Here is a 17,282-nt window from a genome sequence, read left to right as displayed (position 1 = left end):
TCTCAGGCAACCTCACGCGGCCGTGAGCTGTCAATCCCCTCTGACACTCTCCCACCGGATTATCTTGCGGCCCCCACCCCAAAATCGCCCCATTGGTTCCACCAAAGAAACGCGCAGGTTGTACTGTTGATCACATCCAGCAAAGCCGCCCCTCCCGATCCCCGCATTCGTTAACATCTACCAAGGGGCGAGCGTTTTTCACCTGTCCGGACAGCCCGCCCGGACAACCCAAGATCGAATCGTTAAGTCTTCGCTAATGGCCGCGACCAACCCATTGATTCCAAACATCCCACCCTGTCTGTCCACCGTGGACAGCCTTTCCCCGGGTGCCCGCCCAGGGCCATCCCTGTTGACGCCGGGCGGGGGCATCCTCTAGGCCTCCTGCAGCCGGGGGGCGCCGACACCCTCTCCCCACCCGATCCCGCCCGGCAGGCCGGGACCCGGTGTAACAGAAAGGCTCGCGTCGCGAATTGCAGGCAAGGAATGCGTCTTTCGATGGATGATTGGGCGACCATGCTGGCCAGGGCGAATGCAGGCGACGGGCGGGCCTATGCGGGCTTTCTGCGGGCGATCACCCCCACCTTGCGCGGCATCGTGCGCGCGCGGGCCGGGGGCCTGGGCGAGGCGGTCTGCGAGGACGTCGTGCAAGAGGTCCTGCTCGCCGTGCATCTGAAGCGGCACACCTGGCAAGAAGGCGCCCCGGTCCGACCCTGGCTGTATGCCATCACCCGCTACAAGGTCGTCGACGCCTTCCGCGCGCGGGGCAGCAAGGTGGAACTGCCGATCGAGGATTTCGACGAGATCCTGGTCGCCGAACCCGGTCCCGATCCGACCGAAGCGGGCGACATGGCGCGGATGATCGGGATGCTGGATGACCGGTCGGGCCGGCTGGTCCGGATGATCGGGATCGAGGGTGCCAGCGCGGCCGAGGCCGGGCAGGCGCTGAACATGACGGAGGGCGCGGTCCGAGTAGCCCTGCACCGCGCCTTCCGGACCTTGGCCGCCCTGCGGGAGAGGCACCTGAAATGAAGACCGACGACCTTATCGCCGCACTGGCCGCCGACAGCCGGACCGAGCCGCCCCCGCGGAGCGTCCTGTGGCCCACCTTGGCGCTTGCCCTGGCCGGCGCGGTGCTGCTGGTCTGGCTGATCCTGGGCTTCCGGGCTGACCTGATGCAGTCGCTCGTCACCCCCCTGCCGGCGATGCGCTACGTGCTGAGCGGGGCGCTGGGTCTCCTTGGGCTGCGGCTTGCCCTTGTGCTGGCCCGGCCCGAGGGCCGCAGCCTGGCGCGGGTGTGGCCCCTGTCCCTGCCGGTAGCAGTTGCGCTGGGGCTGCTGGTCTGGGCCTATGTCGCAACCCCGGCCGAGGGGCGGCAGATGGCGCTGGTCGGCAAGACCATGGTTACCTGCCTGGTGACGATCCCGCTGTTGTCGATTCTGCCGGTCACGGCGATCCTTTTGGCCTTGCGGCGGGGGGCCCCTACGGCACCGGCCTTGGCGGGGTTCGCGGCGGGCCTGGGCGGCAGCGGGCTGGCGGCGATGGCCTATGCCATGCACTGCATCGAGGACAGCCCGCTCTTCTATGTCACCTGGTACGGGCTGGCCATCGGCGGGGTCACGGTTGCCGCCACGCTGATCGGGTCGCGGGTTCTGCGCTGGTAGCGGGGTGCGCCTAGCCTGACAACTTTCCCTGCGCCCGAGTGCAGGCAGTGCGCGCAGCCCCGTTTGGAGACAGGATTGTCCCAATCTTTGTGCCAACCCGGGACGAACTGCCGAAGATCCACGCAACGGCGCGAGGAGGGTTCCGGCGGCACTTGCTTTCGTCTCGCCGCTGGAGCGCGACGACCGTAGGTTTTCCGCTGCAGGCCGGGGGCAGGGATGCGCACGGGTCGCTATCGGGAACCTGGCGATGACAACGCGCGACTGCAGCGCGGTCCCGCCGAAGGAGAAGTCATGACCACTGTCATCAAGGGCGGCACCGTCGTCACCCACGACCTGATCTACAGTGCCGATGTGCTGATCGACGGCGGGAAGATCATCGCCATCGGGCCGGACCTGACGGGCGATACGGTGATCGACGCAGAAGGGGCCTATGTCATGCCCGGCGGGATCGACCCGCATACCCACTTGGAGATGCCGTTCATGGGGACGAGCACCGCCGAGACCTGGGAAAGCGGGACCTTCGCCGCAGCCAGCGGTGGGACGACGATGATCGTCGACCACATCATCTCCAACCCCACCGACCTTCTGGGGCCGCTTGCCCTGTGGGAGGAACGCGCGGCGCGGCAGGCCAGCATCGACTACGGTTTCCACATGTCGATCACCGGCTGGTCGAAGGAGATCTGGGAGCAGATGGCCACCTGCGTTGACCGGGGGGTGAACACCTTCAAGCACTTCATGGCCTACAAGGGTGCCCTGATGGTGAACGACGACGAGATGTATGCGTCCTTCACCCGCTGCCGGGAACTGGGGGCGATCCCGCTGGTCCACGCCGAAAACGGCGACCTCATCGCGGGGCTGCAGCAGAAACTGTTGGCCGAAGGGAACCGCGGCCCCGAGGCCCACGCCTATTCCCGCCCCGCGACGGTGGAGGGCGAGGCCACCAACCGCGCGATCATGATTGCGGACGCGGTGGGCGTGCCGGTCTACATCGTCCACACCTCCAGCGAGGAAGCGCATGAGGCGATCCGGCGCTGGAAACAGGCGGGGACGCGGGTCTGGGGTGAGCCGCTGATCCAGCACCTGCTTCTCGATGAAACCGAGTATCAGCACCCCGACTGGAACCATGCGGCCCAGCGGGTCATGTCGCCGCCGTTCCGCGACAAGCGGCATCAGGACAGCCTTTGGGCCGGTCTTGCCGCCGGAACGCTGTCGGTCGTCGCCACCGACCACTGCGCCTTCACGACGAAGCAGAAGCAGATGGGCCGGGGCGATTTCACCAAGATCCCGAATGGGACGGGGGGCTTGGAGGACCGGCTTTCGCTTCTTTGGACCCACGGGGTTGCGACGGGGCGGATCACGATGAACGAATTCGTCGCGGTGACCTCGACCAACATCGCGCAGATCCTGAACATCTTCCCGCAGAAGGGCTCGATCTTGGTGGGGGCGGATGCCGATATCGTCGTCTTCGACCCGAAGGCCACGAAAACGATCAGTGCCACCACGCAGAAATCCGCCATCGATTACAATGTCTTCGAGGGCTTCACCGTCACCGGCATGCCCCGCTATACTCTGTCCCGCGGGACCGTCGTCTGGGGGCCAAATGGCGGGAACCCGCAACCTGGCCGGGGTCGGCATCTGCGCCGGACCGCGAACCCGCCCATCAGCCGCGCCTATTCGCAGTGGCGCGACCTGATCGCGCCGCGCCCAGTCACCCGCGACGAAAGCCTGATGCCCATCGGGGTCTGAAACCCAGAAGGTCGACCGCGCATTCGGGACCCGTGTCGGCTCGGTCGCGGGCCGGACCGGCAGCTACGGCGCTGGCGACAGAAGTGCTGTCAGGACGAAGGCATAAGCAAAGGCCGCGCACAAGACGACCCATTCCGCAGCGAGGTCTTCGACTGTATCCGACGTCGTCTCTGGCAGGTGAAGGGCGAGGTCCGGATCTGCAGGGGCGACAGCAGCGCCGCCGCGACATTCAGCTGCTGCCAGCGGGATAGAACACGCGCGGCGAGGGCCGCGCCCAGACCTGCTGTTCGACGATCAGCGCGCCTGGATCGGTCATCGCCCACCGATGCTGCCAATGCGGGGCGGGCGATCCGTCAAGGTCGGGGAGAATAGGGGCCCTGAGCATGGCCGACACCTTGGTAGCCCTCAAATACCATCACAGCTGCCATGAATATATTTCCAAACTCGCCCGGGGAAAGGGAACATCGCTATCGTCTAGGCCGGTTCCGGAGAAGACCGAGAGACTGGCCAGACAGTCCGTGCAGCCAGCCGCAACCTTAGGCGCGCGAGGGGAGGAGGGAAGAAACATCCGCTCTGGCAGTGCTGGAAGGCGGGGATCTCTTCCGTTTTTTGCGTCCGACTATGCAATGGCCAGAAGCCTGCGACCGGCGGAAGCTAAATCACGATCAAGAAAATCGAGATGAGATCTGCCCATGACCCACGCCATCATCGGACAGGCCGGAAACCTGGATCGCCCGTCGAATTCCCGGTCCTGGTCCAGACTATCGTCGCTGCCGCCGCAAGTGAGGTGCAGGCGGTGGGAACAGCCTATGACCTGACCGATTTCGGCCCCTTGGCGCAGGCGGGCAAGCCGGTCCTTCGGACCGCTACGGACGGGGGCGACCGGCATGCGCTGGTGATCGAGCATCAGCTGCGCCCGCTGTTCGGCTTCTTCGCGGTGCGGACCTTGCCGACCAGCCTTTGCGCCGCGGACCGCGACTTCACCGAAGCAAATCCGACCTCGCCCGCTCAGCTTGACCGTCTTGTCCGGGCAGGAGGGCAGCTGGCCCCGTTCTTCGACCGGCGAGCCCTGCCGGAGGTTTTCCTCCGGGGTGCCTGGGGCCTATCCCGCCCCGGCAGTCACCGGCCTTCCCACACCCGATGACACGACATCCCATGACCCGCCCGACTCAAACCTCGCAAGATCCGCCCGGGCGCATTCCTGCCCGACGGCGGTCAGCACGTCGCTGCCGGGCGGCATCCCGACAGTCCCGCCGACGGGGCGAAGAGTTTCGACTTCCATGTGAAGTTGGCGAACGAGGCCGAGCGCGGCCTCTTCGACGCCAATTTCCTGGCCGACGGTCTGGCCAACGCCAAAGGCGGCGGGAACGCGAAGGTTTCGCGGTTCGAGCCGGTGACTCTGTTCTCGGCCCTCGCGCCTTCTACGCAGCATCTGGGCTACATCGCCACCGCATCCACGACCTACGAGGAAGCCTAGTACCTCGCCCGCAAGTTTGCCTCGATGGACCTGATCTCGGACGGAAGGGCAGGCGGTGGTACTGGGCCATTGGCGGGGTAAGGTTGGGTGGAGGTAGCTCAGCAGTCAGATCAGCGTCCAGCGGACCAACCACACGATCTACCCTACAAGTCGACAAGGGTGGACTGCGGACAGGGCGGCGACTAGTGCGACGACACTTGGGAAACTTCGAACCCAGGCGATTAAAAACTTAGTAAAATCAAGGTAATGTGGCGGAGAGGGTGCCCGCCATTCCGGCGATTTTCCTTATGGCAATCAGATACATGACAAGAGGCGTGTCCAAGAAAACTTAGCAAAAACCCATCATCCGGCCTATGCGACCTTGTGCGACCCCATGCACAAGGTTACATTCCCTTTAGTGGGCTGGATGATGGGTGATTTTCGATGCCAAAGGTTGCCGTCGAAATGTCTGCGCTTGAGGTTCGCAACCTTTCGCACCCTACGGGCAAGGGTAACGCCTTGTTCGCGGTCGGGGGAGTAACCGGCCTCTACATGCAGATCACACCCAGCGGTGGCCGGTCCTGGATACTGCGCACGACCGTCGGAAAGTTGCGGCGGGATATCGGCCTGGGTGGCTTCCCCACCGTGACCTTGGCGATGGCGCGGGACAAGGCGCGTGAGGCCCGCGAAAAGATCGAGAGAGGCCTTGATCCGGTTGCCGAACGGCAGGCAGCAAAAGCTGCACTGATTGCCGCATCGGGGCGCGGTCTGACCTTCGAGAAGGCGGTCGATAGCTATCTCAAGGCCAAGCTGGATGCGTTCAAGAACGCGAAGCACCGCCAGCAGTGGGAAAACACCCTGGCCCAATATGCCTTGCCCGTGCTGGGCAAGATGATGGTGCATGACATAGACGTTCGGGACGTGCTGCGCGTCCTGCAGCCCCTATGGCACGAAAAGACTGAAACCGCGTCCCGCTTGCGCGGTCGGGTCGAAAGCGTCCTGTCCTGGGCGACCGTGGCCGGGCACCGCAAAGGTGACAATCCCGCGCGCTGGGCCGGTAACCTCAAGGAACTTCTACCCGCACCGTCCAAGGTGGCCAAGGAAGGCAATCAGCCCGCCCTTACCCTTGAAGACGCCCCGCGCTGGTTTGCCGCTTTGAAGACCCGAGAGGGGATGGGCGCGCGGGCATTGGAGTTCCTTGCCCTGACCGCAGCGCGGTCGCAGGAAGTGCGGGGGGCGACGTGGGACGAAGTCGATCTAGACAAAGCCCTGTGGATCGTTCCAGCAGCAAGGATGAAGATGGGACGTGAACACCGCGTCCCGTTGACCGCCGATGCGGTGGCCCTTCTAAAGACCCTTCCTCGCATGAAGGACAACCCGCTGGTGTTCCCGGCGGCGCGCGGTGGGCAGCTTTCCGATATGACTGTGTCGGCGGTGATGCGGCGCATGAGCGAAACCGACCTTGCCGAGGGTGGGTCTGGGTTTGTGGACCGCGTGTCCAAGCGCCCTGCCGTGCCGCATGGTCTGCGCTCAACATTCCGCGACTGGGTGGCCGAACGGACGAACTTCCCCGGCGAAATGGCCGAGGTCGCCCTTGCCCACAAAATCAGCAACGCGGTGGAGGCGTCCTACCGGCGTGGGGACATGATCGAGAAGCGGCGGCGGATGATGAGGGAGTGGGGCGAGTTTCTGACTGCAGCGCCCAAGTCGGCCAAAGTCGTAAGGCTCTGACATGCGGCACATCATTCTTTCGGATGACGGCTTTAGCGTTGCCCCAAATGCGGCTCACAGAATGCTGGCAGCTTGCTTCTTTCCAGAAAGCCCGAGGGATCAGGCGCAAGCCTTGTTCATCGCCGCGTTGGAACAGGACGAATATCGAAGGGTAGGGGAAGATCAGTATCGGCCCTCTGAGCTTATGCTGACGGCGTCCAATCTACTCGAAAAGCGCACGGCCCAGCTCTATTCGGTCGGGTTCATGGTGTTTGCCTTTCTTTGGCTGGCAAAGTCCCCCTACCGGCCAAGCCTTCGGCGCGCCTCGATCCTCGCCTCGTGCAGTGCTGGTGAACTCGGTGGAATAACGTGGCGCGCCGGTCTCGCTCCGAAGGGTAAGGATAAAGTCCAACCCATGACCGATGATCCGGCTTCCCTGCAACGAACGTTTCGGAAGTATCGAAGCGTCGCCCATATCTGCGCGGCGCGGGTTGCGGCGGGCGGATACTTTGAGCATGGGCATATCTGGGATGATACCCCGGTTGCCACCGAAGCCCTGATCCAGACTGCAGTCACAATCCAAGCCAAACTGCAGGAAATCATAGACACCGGCTCCTGGAATATCTGGGACCTGACCCGACACTACCCCGCCTCTTTGTCCGGATCGCCCATTCTTGTCCCCGACGATGAGCTTTTGACATGGGTGGGCTTGGGCTATCAGCGCGCGCTGGATGAAGGAAAGATTGTCCTTCCCGATGGTTAGGGAAGATCATCTTCCCTAGGGGAAGATGCCCGTCCCTAGATTTCGCACCTAATGCAATGCGTCCAATCTCCCTGCAAGGCAACGCAAGGAGATTCGAATGCCCGAAGTCTATATGTCCGACCGTCAGATTGGGGAACGCTTTGGCGTCCACCACCTGACCCCGCGTCGCTGGGTCCGGGAAGATCCCACGTTTCCCCGACCTGTGAAACTGTCCCCCGGCTGCACCCGCTGGCGGCTGTCCGAGATTGAGGCTTGGGAAGCCCTGAAAGCGAAAGCTAGCGCCAAGTGATGCGATTGCCCCGTAGAGCACTTAGGGCGAGGTCGGATCATGACTAAACACCGATCCCACCGCGTCCTGCGCGCGGCGCGCAGCTACACGTTTGAGGAAGCCGCGTCTGCGCTGGGCGTTTCAATGGGCACAGTTCGCGCCTGGGCCAAGAACGGCTTGCCCACGATGAAGGCCCAGCGCCCTTACCTCATCTTGGGCGATGCCCTGAAAGACTTCCTGCGGGCCAAGTCGGCCAAAAGGAAGGCGGCCCTGCGGCCCACCGAACTCTACTGCCTTAGCTGCAAAGCCCCCCGAAATCCGATGGGCATGTTGGTGGACTGCATTTCCCAGACCGCCACCACATCACGGCTGGTGGGCCTGTGCGAGGTCTGTGGCGGCACCTGCAATCGTATGATCAGCCGGGCGAAGATCGACCACTTCCGCGAAATCTTCGCCTTGGCGGAAAAGGACGGAAGGACAGCCTAAGGGATGCGTCGAAACCCCTCTGAAACTGTCACTTTGAAAGGGTATCAAAATGGCTAGGAAATGCGTCGAAGAAAACGAGCGGATCAAGCGGCGCTATCTGCAGTTCCTGCGCGAAGCGAAGCGCGCAGACATGGCGACGGTGGATAAAGCCGCCGACGCAATTCTTCGCTTCGAAGGCAGCACGGGCTTCAAGCCCTTCAAGCGCTTCCACATCGAACAGGCAGTGAAGTTCAAGGCTCAATTGTCGGACGCCAAGAGTGCCAAGACTGGCAAGCCTCTGTCCAAAGCCACGGTCGATAGCACGCTTCGCGCCGTGAAGGCTTTTGTCCATTGGCTGGCAGGGCAGCCGGGCTATCGGTCCCGGATCAGCTATGCAGATGCCGAATACTTCAATCTGAACGCCAAGGACGCGCGCGTTGCCCATGAGGACCGGGACACCCCATTTCCAACCCTCGAACAGTGCCGCCACGCCTTCACCCAGATGCCTAGCGCTACGCCCCTGCAACGCCGCGACAAGGCCCTTTTCGCCTTTCTGATGCTGACCGGGGCGCGGGACGGCGCGCTTGCATCCCTGCGGCTAAAGCACGTCGACCTAGTGCAGGGCTGCGTCTATCAGGATGCCCGCGACGTAAAGACCAAGTTCGCCAAGACCTTCGCCACCACGTTTTTCCCGGTCGATCCCGAATACCTTCCTTGCTTCCGAAACTGGGTAGAGTTCCTGCGCAAGGATGAACTGTTCGGTCCCGGCGATGCCCTGTTCCCGAAGCCCCTTATGGGCCTGAATGATGGCGGATTTGCCTGCCTTGGCCTGTCCCGCGAGACCTACGGCAACGCGGGGAAAATCCGCGAAGTGATCAAGACTGCCTTCATCGGTGCGGGCCTGCCGCCCTTCGGACCGCACAGTTTCCGCAAGACGCTGGGTATCCTTGCGAACGACTTCTGCATGACCCCGGAACAGTTCAAGGCCTGGTCGATGAACCTGGGCCACGAAAACATCGCCACGACCCTCAGCGCTTATTGCCCCGTATCCCCTGCACGGCAGGCAGAACTGATCAGGGGCATGGGCTAGGGCCGATTGCCATTCCGTCCTTCTGTCCTTGCCGCGCCCGCTTCGTTCTGGAAAGAATGACGCAGATTCAAAGGACGGTTTGCATGTACGAGAACGCCTTCAACTCCATCGAGAAAGCCCTGCGCGCCGAGGAAGGCATTTCGAACGAACTGGATTACGTCGAACAGACGTCCTGGGTGCTGTTCCTGAAATACCTGCACGATCTGGAAAGCGAACGGCGGGACAGGGCGGAACTGGAAGGGAAGGATTACGCCCCCATCATTGATGGCCGCTATCGTTGGGATCGCTGGGCTGCGCCAAAGTTGAACGGGCAGTTCGACCATAACGCCGCCATGACGGGCGACGACCTGGTGCGCTTCGTGGATCAAGACCTGTTCCCGCACCTGGCCCTGTTCCACGACCGCGCCACGGGGCCGGATACCATCGAGTACAAGATCGGCGAAGTGTTCACCGAACTGCGGTCCAAGTTCCGGTCGGGCTACATCCTGCGCGACGTTCTGGAGATCGCGGACGGCCTGCAATTCAAGACCCAGGCCGACAAGCACGAACTTTCATCGCTCTACGAAACCCGCATCCGCCGCATGGGCAACGCGGGGCGCAACGGGGGGGAGTATTACACGCCCCGCCCGTTGATCCGAGCGATGATCTGCGTGATCAACCCGCAGATCGGCGAGACCATCTATGATGGCGCGGTGGGGTCGGCGGGCTTCCTCTGCGAAGCCTATGACTACATGCGCGGCCCAAGCATCTCGGCCTCCGACTATGAAACCCTGCAACGCCGGACCTTCTTCGGTCAGGAAAAGAAGTCGCTCGCCTATGTCATCGGGATCATGAACATGGTCCTGCACGGGATCGAGGCCCCGAACATCATCCATGCCAACACGCTGAATGAAAACGTGATGGACATACAGGAGAAGGACCGCCACGACATCATCCTTGCCAACCCGCCCTTTGGCGGTGGCGAGCGGCGCGAGGTGCAGCAGAACTTCCCCATCAAGTCGGGCGAGACGGCATACCTGTTCCTGCAACACTTCATCCGCAAGCTGCGGGCCGGGGGGCGCGCTGCAGTGGTCATCAAGAACACCTTCCTGAGCAACACCGACAATGCCAGCGTGGCCCTGCGGCGGGAACTGCTGGAGGCGTGCAACCTGCACACCATCCTTGATTGCCCGCAGGGCACCTTTCAGGGGGCCGGGGTCAAGACGGTGGTGCTGTTCTTCCAGAAGGGCGAACCAACGCGGCGAATCTGGTACTACCAGCTTGATCCGGGCCGCAGCATGGGCAAGACGAACCCGCTGAACGATGACGACATGGCCGAGTTTGTGGAGTTGCAGCGCGGGTTCGTTACGGGTCCGAAGTCATGGGTCGTGGACGTGGCGGATGTGGACCCGGCGACCTTTGATCTGTCGGTGAAGAACCCTAGTGCGCCAGAGGCTGAGGCCCTGCGCAGCCCGGAAGCGATCATCGACGCGATCCTTGCCCGCGATTCCGAGACGGCGGAAATCCTTGAGCGGATCAGGGGGCTGCTGTGAAGGCTGGGTGGAGCGAAACAACCATCGGAGAGATAGCCCGGATAGCACGAGGTGGATCGCCGCGCCCAATACAGAAGTACCTGACCAAAAACCCTGACGGCATCAACTGGATCAAGATCGGTGATGCCACGAAGAGCGGGAAGTACATTTTCGAAACTGAGGAGAAGATCACCCAAGAGGGCGTTGCGCGTTCACGGTTGGTGAAGGACGGCGACTTTCTTTTGTCTAACTCGATGAGTTTTGGGCGACCCTACATTTTGAAAACCACGGGCTGCATTCATGACGGCTGGTTAGTTCTCACACCCGATTTGAAACGGGTGGATCAAGATTTTCTCTACCATCTGTTGGGTGCGCCGCAGGTGTACGCGCAGTTTGATCGACTTGCCGCCGGTTCGACCGTCCGAAATCTGAACACGAGCCTGGTCTCGACGGTGCGCATCCCCCTCCCGCCGCTGGACGAACAGAAGCGGATCGTTGCGGTTCTGGATGAAGCCTTCGAAGGCCTCTCCCGCGCCCGCGCCAACGCCGAAGCCAATCTCACAGATTCGCGGGAGTTGTTTGGTGCCATTCACAGGGAAGCGTTCACCCACTACGCGGGAAGCGGGCGCACAGTCACGATGGCAGATGTCACCGAGATTGCGTCAACCCTCGTTGATCCGAAGCTGCCTGAGTACTCATCGCTGCCGCATGTCGGTGCGGGAAACATGGCAACGTGTTCAGACCAATTGATTGATGTCCAGACCGCTGCAGAAGAAGGTCTGACATCGGGAAAGTTCCTGTTTGATAGGCGCATGGTCCTCTACAGCAAAATCCGCCCATACCTTCGCAAGGCCAGCCGCCCTGACTTTGACGGACTGTGCAGCGCAGACGTCTATCCGTTGCTCCCCAAGGTGGGCATTCTGGAACGCGATTACCTGTTCTATCTGCTACTTGGACCAGATTTCACGGAATACGCGATTAAAGGCTCTGCTCGGGCTGGAATGCCCAAGGTGAACCGAGAACACCTATTCAAGTATTGCTTTCAGTTGCCGGACCTGGAACGCCAGTGCGACATTGCGACATTGCTTGATGAGACTCTAGCTGAATCCCGTGCGCTGGAAACCGAATATCGTTCAAAGCTGGAAGCCCTCGATACCTTCCGCCATTCCCTTCTGCAAAAAGTTTTCTCAGGCGAACTGACGTGAGCCGGGATACCAGCATCGAAAACCTTCGGCGTGTCCAGGGGCGGCTGACAGTTGCCCTAATTATGGTCCCGCGTGAAAGCTTTCTGACATGCACGCCAGAAGATACCGCGCATGACGTCGCTGGGCGGAACCCGGAAAAGTTCAGCTATCTCCCGGTAGTGGACGAGCGTGGCCAGGTCACGGGCCTGTATGACGCTGGGCGCTGGTTTGACCGACCCGCCCCCAAAGCGCGCATCGGTGAGGATTTCCGGCGTCTCTCAGAAGAGATAGTCATTGGAGCGGATGCCAGCATCTTCGACTTCATCCAGCAGGCAGACACTCACCCGACAAACCTTGTCGTTTCGGGAAACCGCATCGCGGGGCTAGTCAGCCTGTTCGATATTCAGCAACTGCCTGTCCGCGCAGCGCTGTTTGCGCTTATCACAAGTTTCGAAATGGCGATGGCTCTGGCAATTGAGCGCCAGTGGAAAAGCCCCGAGGATTGGCTGGCAATGCTGTCTGAAGGCAGGCAACTCAAGCTCAAGGAGGAGATCGAAAGATCCCGACGCTCTGACACCTACGTGAGTGCAATCGCCTTCACCCAGTTCGCGGATAAGGCCGATCTGGTCAGGAAAGCAGGACTACTTGAAGGAGTTGGAGCCAACCTGAGGCACGACTTGGCAGACATCCAGTCGCTGCGGAACAATATTGCCCATGCCAACAGCTATGCCGACACTCTGGATGAAGCGCGTAAGGTCTGTCAGGTTGTGCGCAACATCTATCTTATGCGGGCCAGGCTCCTTGGCCCAGAAGGTGCTTGATCGGCATGGCGTTTGACGACGAAACCGAAGCCGACACCCGCGCCGACCGGATTGATCCGGTCCTTGCCGCTGCGGGCTGGACAACGGTTCCGGGGGCCAGGGTGCGGCGTGAGGTGATCTGCCCCGGTCGCATCATGCCGGGGGGCAAGCGAGGGGATCGCCTGAGCGCCGATTACGTCCTGATCTACCGCGACCAGAAGCTTGCCGTGATCGAGGCCAAGCGGGCGGGTCTTGCCCACACCACCGGCCTTGCCCAAGCCAAAGACTATGCCACCCGCCTGAAAGCCCGCCTCGCCTATGCCACCAATGGCTTGGGCTGGTACGAGGCCGATATGGTGACGGGGACGGAAGGCGACGTGCAGCCCTTCCCCACGCCCGATCAGCTTTGGGATCGCTGTTTTGCCGATGTGAACAACTGGCGCGAACGTTTCGGTGCGGTGCCGTTCGAGGTGGCGGGCGGCAAGTGGGAACTGCGCTACTACCAGCACATCGCCATCAATGCCGTACTAGAGGCTGTGGGGAAGGGCGACAAGCGCATCCTTTTGACCCTAGCAACGGGGACGGGCAAGACCTCCATCGCGTTCCAGATCGCCTGGAAGCTGTTCCACGCCCGCTGGAACCTGTCGGGCGAACCCACGCGCCGCCCGCGCATCCTGTTCCTGGCGGATCGCAACATTCTGGCGGATCAGGCGTACAACTCCTTTTCTGCCTTCCCCTCCGACGCGGTGGCCCGGATCGACCCCGACTCGATCCGCAAGAAGGGGGGTGTCCCGAAGAACGCCAGCATCTTCTTCACGATCTTCCAGACTTTCATGACAGGCGACGGAAAGCCCAGCTACGAAGGCTATCCGCCCGACTTCTTCGACTTCATCATCATCGACGAATGCCACCGGGGCGGCGCAAATGACGAAGGCAACTGGCGCGGGATCATGGAGTATTTCAAGCCCGCCGTGCAGCTTGGCCTGACCGCTACGCCCCGCCGTAAGCACAACGCCGACACCTACGCCTACTTCGGCGATCCGGTCTACGTGTACAGCTTGCGCGAGGGGATCGAGGACGGCTTCCTTACGCCCTTCAAGGTGCGCCAGATGGCGAGCACGATTGATGAGTATGTCTGGGATGGCACGGATGAGATCGTCGCGGGCGAGGTGGAGAAGGACAAATACACCGAGGCCGACTTCAATACCCGCCTGATCATCGAAGCCCGCGAACGCAGCCGGGTGGCCGAGTTCATGGCCCAGATCGACAAGCGGCAGAAAACCCTGGTCTTCTGCGCGACGCAGGAACACGCTCTGCGGGTGCGGGACTACATCAATCAGGCCAAGACGAACCCCAGCCCGAACTACTGCCACCGCGTCACGGCAGATGATGGCAAGCTGGGCGAACAGCACCTGCGAGATTTCCAGGACAACGACAAGACCATTCCGACGATCCTGACGACATCGCAAAAGCTGTCCACCGGGGTAGACGCGCGGAACGTCCGAAACATCGTGCTGATGCGCCCCATCCGATCGATGATCGAGTTCAAGCAAATCATTGGGCGGGGAACGCGAACCTATGACGGGAAGGACTATTTCACGATCTATGACTTCGTGAAGGCGCACGAGAACTTCAACGATCCAGAGTGGGACGGCGAACCGATGCCGCCCGAAGGCGAACCGCCGAAGCCGCCCGGACCCAAACCGGAACCCCCGGAACCGCCAGAGCCGCCCGAAGTTGGCGGTGAGGACGGCGGGGATGATCCCAAGCCGAAGTTGATCATCAAGCTGGCAGACGGCAAGGAACGCACGATCCAGTACATCGCCGCGACCACCTATTGGGGGCCGGACGGAAAGCCGATGACGGCCCAGCAGTTCCTTGAACGGCTGTTCGGTGACCTGTCCGGCATGATCGCCACCGAGGATGAGTTGCGGCGGCAATGGAGCAACCCGGAAAGCCGGGAACACTTCATCGCCCTGCTGGAACAGCGCGGCTACGATGCTGACAAGCTGTCTGACATGCGCCGCCTGATCGACGCCCCGAACAGCGACCTGTTCGACGTGCTGGCGTACATCCGCTTCACCACCCCGCCCAAGACCCGCGCAGATCGCGCAGAAGCCGCCCGTGGCGATGGTCTGGCATCGGCGGATGCGAAGATGCGGGAGTTCCTTTTGGGCGTCCTGCGGGCCTATGAGGCGCTGGGCGAGACGGAACTGGCCACGCGCAAACTAGGCGACTACCTGACGGCCCGATATGGTTCCCTTGCTGATGCCAAGGCAGCGCTGGGCGACGTTCCGGTGATCCGGAAAGCCTTTGTGGACGTGCAGCGCGACCTTTACCGTAACTAACTGCCAGACCAGCCCCCGCCAATCGTTTTCAAGTTGATGGGCGCGATGATGGGTAATCCATCATTTCTGTCAAATTATGCTTACATTTCAATGGTAAGTGGCGGAGAGGGTGGGATTCGAACCCACGGTAGGCGCAAACCTACAACGGTTTTCGAGACCGCCACGATCGACCACTCCGTCACCTCTCCGCGCTTCAGGGGTCGTCTATGTGGCGGGGTGGATAGCCGGGTGCCGCGCAATGCGCAAGGGGCAAATCTTGCTTTGGGGCGCTTATGGCCTGTCGCGCGAGGAAGTGCAGCATGTCGGGGCGGCCGAGCCGGAGTTGGGACGCTGTGCGGCCGATCACGGCCAGTTGCGTCCGGTCCGCTTGGCAAGAGTTGCGCAAGGCCCTAACTCTGGGCTGGACCACCCTGCAGTCTGGCGGAAAGGAAAGCCCCATGCGTCTTCAGCATGTCGTTCTTGCGGCCCTGATGGCCTTCTCCGGACTCGCCGGAGCCAGAGCCGAGGCCGAGGGGACGCCGCCGGTTGCCGGGGCCGAGGCGGCCGACCTTGGTGCCGTGCTGCAGCTGGACGCGCTGTTTGCCGTCCTGCGCGAAGAGGGCCTGGCCCATGGCGAGACGCTGGAGACCGACATGTTCCCGGCGGGCGGGGGCGGGGAATGGCAGGCTGCGGTTTCGGCGATCTATGATGTCGAGCGGCTGCGGTCGGGCTTTGACGCGGCCTTGCAGGAGCAGCTGGTGGGCGACGCCGAGACGCTGGACGCGATCACCGGGTTCTTCGGGTCGGACCTTGGCCGCAAGATCATCGGCCTGGAGATCGAGGCGCGCCGGGCCTTTCTGGACACTGCCGCGGAAGAGGCTGCCCGGGTCGCGGCAGACGACGCGGCGGCGGCGCGGGACCCCAAGGTGGCCCAGATTCGCCGGATGATAGAGGCCTCCGATCTCGTGGAGCAGAACGTCGCGGGCGCCCTGTCGGGCAACCTCGCGTTCATGACCGGCATGGCCAGCAGCGGCGCATATGGGGCGAACCTGCCCGAGGACCAGATCCTGTCGGACGTCTGGGCGCAGGAAGAGCAGGTCCGGTCGGACACCTCGACCTGGCTTTACGCCTATCTGGGGCTGGCCTATTCGCCGCTGAGCGAGGACGAGATGGAGGCCTATGTCGCCTTCTGGGAAAGCCCGGCGGGCCAGCGCCTTAACGCGGCGCTGTTCACCGCCTTTGACCGGGTTTTCCGCGAGGTGTCGCATGATCTGGGCAGGGCCGCAGGGCTCGCCATGCAGGGGCGCGATATCTGAGCCGCGCGCCCCGGGGCCGGGGCTATTCCACCGGCACCCAGATCTCGAACCCGCCGTCGCCGGTACGGCCGTCAAACTCGACCGGATAGAACTCGAGCGACGGCGCCTGCCGGGGGTGCAAGCCGTCCTGGCCCAGCCAGTCGGAGTAGATTTCCATCCAGACCGCGCCGATTGTCGAGATATGGTTGCGGCTGGCAAAGCGGGCATAGCGGCCGGGCGGGACAACGATCGCCGTCTGGCCGAAGGGCAGGGGGCCTGGCCGGGGAACCTCGACCCCGCAAAGATAGTCGAACTCGTCCCCGGCCGCGCTGAACCCGGAAATCACGCCGTACCAGCGGTCGGGGACCCAGCCGTCGGGCGGCGTGTCATCCTCGTTGTAGGCGGCCCACTGCGCCGGGATGGCGCTGCGGGTTTCCATGTCATAGCGGCGGGAGAGGCCGACGATCCGGCGCTCTGCCATGGCTTCGACGGCGGGAGGGGCAAGGGTTCTGGGCATGGGTGTCCTCCTCATGAAGGTGGGTTTGACCAGCCGGTCCGGGGCGATCCGCGCGGTGCGCAGCTGGCGGGGGGAAAGGCCGAACTCTGCCTTGAAGGCGCGCGAGAAGGCCTCGTGGCTTTGGTATCCGGCGTCGAGTGCGACGGTCATGACCGGCGGCGCGTCCTGTTCCAGCGCCTCGGCCGCTCGGGTCAGCCGGCGCCGCCAGACATAGCGCATCACCGGCATCCCGGTCAGGACCGTGAAAGTCCGGGTCAGGTGGAAGGTCGACACCCGGCAATCCGCGGCAATGCGCTCCAGCGTCAGCGGCTCGGCCAGAAAGCTTTCGATGTACCACTGGGCGCGGGCGATGAGCATGGGACCTCCGCTGCGGGTGATGGCACGCAGGGACGACCCCTGTCTTGATCGCAGTTGCGGGTAGCGTACCATTTGGTATCTTTCCCGGCCAGACCTCGCGACGGATCGCCCGTTCCGCCCTTGACACCCGGT

The 17,282-nt window shown here is 62.6% G+C and carries 17 protein-coding genes and 1 tRNA gene; 15 read left to right on the top strand and 3 right to left on the bottom strand.

Annotated elements, in window-relative coordinates; genetic code table 11:
• Window positions 1–495 precede the first annotated feature (495 nt).
• The 3 genes from AC2EAL_RS21260 to hydA all read left to right on the top strand — a co-directional run bounded on the left by AC2EAL_RS21260 (window position 496) and on the right by hydA (window position 3,407).
• Entirely contained in the window at window positions 496–1,029 is a 534-nt protein-coding gene (locus AC2EAL_RS21260; RefSeq protein ID WP_484726243.1) for a sigma factor, read from the top strand.
• Window positions 1,026–1,661, top strand: coding sequence for an NrsF family protein (locus AC2EAL_RS21255; RefSeq protein ID WP_484726242.1), 636 nt, complete (start codon window positions 1,026–1,028; stop codon window positions 1,659–1,661). Before AC2EAL_RS21260 ends, AC2EAL_RS21255 begins: the two co-directional genes overlap by 4 nt.
• A 291-nt stretch (window positions 1,662–1,952) precedes the next feature.
• Window positions 1,953–3,407, top strand: coding sequence for a dihydropyrimidinase (gene hydA / locus AC2EAL_RS21250; RefSeq protein WP_484726241.1), 1,455 nt, complete (start codon window positions 1,953–1,955; stop codon window positions 3,405–3,407).
• Between the two features lie 229 nt (window positions 3,408–3,636).
• On the opposite strand, the gene AC2EAL_RS21245 is transcribed toward hydA, so the two are convergent.
• Window positions 3,637–3,792, bottom strand: a complete 156-nt coding sequence (locus AC2EAL_RS21245) for an alpha/beta hydrolase (protein WP_484726240.1) — start codon at window positions 3,790–3,792, stop codon at window positions 3,637–3,639.
• A 294-nt stretch (window positions 3,793–4,086) separates the two neighbouring features.
• On the opposite strand from AC2EAL_RS21245, the gene AC2EAL_RS21240 reads away from it, so the two are divergent.
• The 11 genes from AC2EAL_RS21240 to hsdR all read left to right on the top strand — a co-directional run bounded on the left by AC2EAL_RS21240 (window position 4,087) and on the right by hsdR (window position 15,002).
• On the top strand, window positions 4,087–4,551 hold the full coding sequence (locus AC2EAL_RS21240; protein ID WP_484726239.1) for an NADPH-dependent FMN reductase family protein: 465 nt from the start codon (window positions 4,087–4,089) through the stop codon (window positions 4,549–4,551).
• Window positions 4,552–4,689: 138 nt separating this feature from the next.
• Entirely contained in the window at window positions 4,690–4,884 is a 195-nt protein-coding gene (locus tag AC2EAL_RS21235; protein ID WP_484726238.1) for a hypothetical protein, read from the top strand.
• 423 nt (window positions 4,885–5,307) lie between these two features.
• Window positions 5,308–6,594, top strand: a complete 1,287-nt coding sequence (locus AC2EAL_RS21230) for a tyrosine-type recombinase/integrase (RefSeq protein ID WP_484726237.1) — start codon at window positions 5,308–5,310, stop codon at window positions 6,592–6,594.
• A gap of 1 nt (window position 6,595) precedes the next feature.
• Window positions 6,596–7,336 (top strand): hypothetical protein, encoded by a 741-nt coding sequence (locus AC2EAL_RS21225; RefSeq protein ID WP_484726236.1) that lies wholly within the window; start codon window positions 6,596–6,598, stop codon window positions 7,334–7,336.
• A gap of 97 nt (window positions 7,337–7,433) precedes the next feature.
• A complete protein-coding gene (locus AC2EAL_RS21220) occupies window positions 7,434–7,625 on the top strand; it encodes a helix-turn-helix transcriptional regulator (protein ID WP_484726235.1) in 192 nt (63 codons plus the stop codon).
• Window positions 7,626–7,664: 39 nt separating this feature from the next.
• The gene (locus AC2EAL_RS21215) at window positions 7,665–8,090 is read left to right on the top strand and encodes a helix-turn-helix domain-containing protein (protein WP_484726234.1); all 426 of its coding nucleotides are present in this window, start codon (window positions 7,665–7,667) and stop codon (window positions 8,088–8,090) included.
• Window positions 8,091–8,139: 49 nt separating this feature from the next.
• Window positions 8,140–9,159, top strand: a complete 1,020-nt coding sequence (locus AC2EAL_RS21210) for a tyrosine-type recombinase/integrase (protein ID WP_484726233.1) — start codon at window positions 8,140–8,142, stop codon at window positions 9,157–9,159.
• Window positions 9,160–9,242: 83 nt separating this feature from the next.
• Window positions 9,243–10,691 carry a class I SAM-dependent DNA methyltransferase gene (locus AC2EAL_RS21205; protein ID WP_484726232.1) on the top strand — a complete coding sequence of 483 codons (1,449 nt, stop codon included), beginning with the start codon at window positions 9,243–9,245 and terminating at the stop codon, window positions 10,689–10,691.
• A complete protein-coding gene (locus AC2EAL_RS21200; RefSeq protein ID WP_484726231.1) occupies window positions 10,688–11,875 on the top strand; it encodes a restriction endonuclease subunit S in 1,188 nt (395 codons plus the stop codon). The genes AC2EAL_RS21205 and AC2EAL_RS21200 overlap by 4 nt, the downstream gene beginning before the upstream one ends.
• Window positions 11,872–12,675, top strand: a complete 804-nt coding sequence (locus tag AC2EAL_RS21195) for a CBS domain-containing protein (RefSeq protein WP_484726230.1) — start codon at window positions 11,872–11,874, stop codon at window positions 12,673–12,675. Before AC2EAL_RS21200 ends, AC2EAL_RS21195 begins: the two co-directional genes overlap by 4 nt.
• Before the next feature lie 5 nt (window positions 12,676–12,680).
• On the top strand, window positions 12,681–15,002 hold the full coding sequence (gene hsdR / locus AC2EAL_RS21190; protein WP_484726229.1) for an EcoAI/FtnUII family type I restriction enzme subunit R: 2,322 nt from the start codon (window positions 12,681–12,683) through the stop codon (window positions 15,000–15,002).
• 98 nt (window positions 15,003–15,100) lie between these two features.
• On the opposite strand, the gene AC2EAL_RS21185 is transcribed toward hsdR, so the two are convergent.
• A tRNA-Ser gene (locus AC2EAL_RS21185) sits at window positions 15,101–15,190 on the bottom strand.
• Between the two features lie 249 nt (window positions 15,191–15,439).
• Between AC2EAL_RS21185 and AC2EAL_RS21180 the strand changes: the two genes are divergently transcribed.
• A complete protein-coding gene (locus tag AC2EAL_RS21180; RefSeq protein WP_484726228.1) occupies window positions 15,440–16,297 on the top strand; it encodes a DUF2059 domain-containing protein in 858 nt (285 codons plus the stop codon).
• 22 nt (window positions 16,298–16,319) lie between these two features.
• On the opposite strand, the gene AC2EAL_RS21175 is transcribed toward AC2EAL_RS21180, so the two are convergent.
• Window positions 16,320–17,150, bottom strand: coding sequence for a GyrI-like domain-containing protein (locus AC2EAL_RS21175; RefSeq protein WP_484726227.1), 831 nt, complete (start codon window positions 17,148–17,150; stop codon window positions 16,320–16,322).
• Window positions 17,151–17,282 lie beyond the last annotated feature (132 nt).

The organism is Tabrizicola sp. T74 (genome assembly GCF_057219935.1).
This window is presented reverse-complemented; position numbering and strand designations above follow the sequence as displayed.